3 protein-coding genes are annotated in these 3153 nt (G+C 34.3%); all 3 read right to left on the reverse strand.

Features of this window, described 5'->3' with window-relative positions:
- Window positions 1-181 precede the first annotated feature (181 nt).
- The gene (locus tag AC3AX0_RS10175) at window positions 182-544 is read right to left on the reverse strand and encodes an ATP-binding protein (RefSeq protein ID WP_487550182.1); all 363 of its coding nucleotides are present in this window, start codon (window positions 542-544) and stop codon (window positions 182-184) included.
- An 8-nt stretch (window positions 545-552) separates the two neighbouring features.
- A complete protein-coding gene (locus AC3AX0_RS10180; RefSeq protein WP_487550183.1) occupies window positions 553-858 on the reverse strand; it encodes an STAS domain-containing protein in 306 nt (101 codons plus the stop codon).
- 10 nt (window positions 859-868) lie between these two features.
- Window positions 869-3153: DNA gyrase subunit A (gene gyrA, locus AC3AX0_RS10185; RefSeq protein ID WP_487550184.1), on the reverse strand; the 2285-nt coding region annotated here is incomplete at its 5' end.

The following is a 3153-nucleotide window of genomic DNA, read 5'->3' on the forward strand; positions in this document are numbered from 1 at the left end:
ATCTGAAAAAGATCATCATAGTCTATGCCTTTGTTCACATACTTCTTTGAAATAATTTCAGCAATATATTCATATTTTTTGAAAATTTCGTTTCTCTGTTCCTTGTTTGTCTTGTCTTTGCTGAATTCGAGAAACATTTCATAATTTTTTACCCTTTTATATTCACTCATACTTAACCCGCTTATGAACATTTTTTTACTATTGTAACTCTCTTGTTATCCTCATCAATGCTGTATTCATCGGATAGACTTTCTATTATCATCATGCTTAGATCATCTTCGTCTATATTGAATTTTCCTTCATTTAAATCTACAACATCTATTTTTATAAAGTCTTCATCCAATGTAAATTCAAATCTGAGATTCTTATTATCATCTTTAATGTATCTGATAAACATTACACTGAGTTCTGAAACAAGAATCTTAAGATCATCTACTTCGTCTATATTGAATTCAAGCTTGTTGACTATTGATGATGTAGTAAGCCTTATAATGCTTATGAAATCTGATTTTTTTGGAATGTCCAAAGTTATCTTATCACTCATATTTTCACCTATATTATTTCAAAGACATTATTCAATCCTGTAATGTCAAATAATTTGTATATATTTGGCTTAAGATTCGTAAGACTTATCTTTGAATTATTTGTTCTTGTCTTTTTAAGAAGGCTTATCAATACTCCAAGTCCTGTACTGTCCATGTATTCAAGCTTTTCACCGTCTATAAGTATATGGCCGCTGTCCTCGAACATGTTCATTACAACATCCTTGAAATCTGGCGATGTAACTATGTCTATATCGCCTACTGGCAAAACTACTATCTTGTTCTCTTCCATTCTTTTTTCAATTGTCAATGCCATGGATTACCTCCTACTCTTCATCAAACTCGATTTTTGTCAAAGATACTACGCTGTCGCCTTCATTCATTTTCATTACCCTTACTCCCTGAGTTGCTCTACCCATTGTAGAAACTTCAGAAGCGCTCATTCTGATAATGACTCCATCCTTGCTTATAAGCATTATATCATCTTCCTTGTCAAGCATCTGAGAACCTACTATGTCACCTGTTTTTTTGGTGATTTTATAGGTCTTAACACCCTTTCCAGCTCTTGCCTGACATCTATACAGACCAGTTTTTGTCATTTTTCCATATCCATATTCTGTAATTATAAACATTTCCTTTTCTTCTTTAAGTATATCCATTGATACTATTTCATCGCTTCTTTCAAGAGAAATAGACCTTACTCCAGAAGCAGTACGTCCCATGGACCTTACTTCATTTTCCTTGAATCTAATGGCTTTTCCTTTCTTGGTTACAATAAATATATCTTCTCCTCCGAGAATCTTATCTACTCCGTTAAGTTCATCTTCATCTGAAATCTTAATGGCAATGATTCCGGATTTTCTGATATTATTAAATTCATCAATCCTTGTCTTCTTGATTTTACCAAGCTTAGTTGAGAAAATCAGCTCTTCGTTAATATATTCCTTGTCCTTCATAGGAATAATATTTGTAACTTTTTCACCTGATTCAACAGGTATTATGTTTATTATAGCAGTTCCCTTGGCCTGTCGTCTAGCCTCAGGTATCTCATAAGCCTTTATTTTATATATTTTTCCTCTATTTGTGAAGAATAAAAGATGATCGTGGGTAGACGTTATCAATATATCCTTAACATAGTCTCCCTCTCTGGTTGAGAGTCCCATGATTCCCTTTCCACCTCTTTTTTGTGCTCTATATGTATCTTCAGGCATTCTCTTAACATAACCGTGCTTTGTTACAGTTATGGCTACTTCCTGTTCTTCTATTAGGTCTTCTAAGTTTATTTCACCTTCATCGGCATTGATGGTTGTTCTTCTTTTATCACTAAATTTATCCCTGATTTCAATCAATTCAGTTTTGATAATATTCATCAATATAATTTCATTTCCAAGAATTTCCTCGTATTTATCTATGAGTATTTTAAGTTCTGCATATTCTGCATCAAGTTTTTCTCTTTCAAGTCCCTGGAGTCTTCTAAGTCTCATATCAACTATTGCCTTGGCTTGAATTTCAGAAAGGTTGAATCTTTCCATAAGCTTAAGCTCTGCATCATTGTATGCAGCTCTAATAATTTTTATTATTTCATCAATATTATCAAGAGCTATTATTAATCCTTCTAGAATATGGGATCTTGCCTGGGCCTTGTTTAAATCATATTGTGTTCTTCTTGTAATTACATCCTTTTGATGCATTACATAGTAGTGAATCATCTCTTTAAGATTCAGTACCCTAGGCTGATTATCAACAAGTGCAATCATTATTATGCTAAAAGTATCCTGCATCTGAGTATGCTTGTACAGATTGTTTAGCACAATATTTGGATTGTAATCTCTTTTAATTTCGATTACTATCCTCATACCTTCTCTATCACTTTCGTCTCTTAAATCAGTAATTCCCTCAATCTTTTTGTCCCTTACAAGAAAGGCTATCTTTTCTATTAGTCTTGCCTTGTTGACCTGATAAGGTATTTCTGTAACAATGATTCTTGTCTTGTTGTTTTTCATTTCCTCGATGTCTGTTACAGCTCTTACTACAACCTTGCCTCGACCTGTTCTATAGGCTCTTTTTATATTTTCCTTGCCTATAAGATCGGCACCTGTTGGAAAATCTGGACCCTTTATATGTTCCATCAATTCATCAACGGTTATTTCATCATTGTCGATATATGCAATTGTACCGTCTATTACCTCACCCATATTATGGGGTGGAATAGAGCTTGCCATACCTACGGCTATACCGTTTGAACCATTAACCAAAAGATTTGGATACTTGCTTGGAAGTACCGTAGGTTCTTTTAATGTTTCATCAAAATTGTATTGATAGCCAACAGTTTCTTTATTTATATCCCTAAGCATCTCAAGTGCCATTTTAGACATTCTTGCTTCTGTATATCTCATTGCAGCCGCTCTGTCACCATCAACGGAACCAAAGTTTCCATGTCCGTCAATCAGTGGATATCTGGTTGAAAAATCCTGAGCAAGCCTTACCATTGCATCATAAACGGCAGTATCACCATGTGGATGATACTTACCTAGTACTTCCCCGACAATACGGGCTGATTTTTTATGTGGCTTATCGGGAGTCATTCCCAGTTCGCTCATTGCATACAATA

It is taken from the genome of Dethiosulfatibacter sp. (assembly GCF_983023055.1).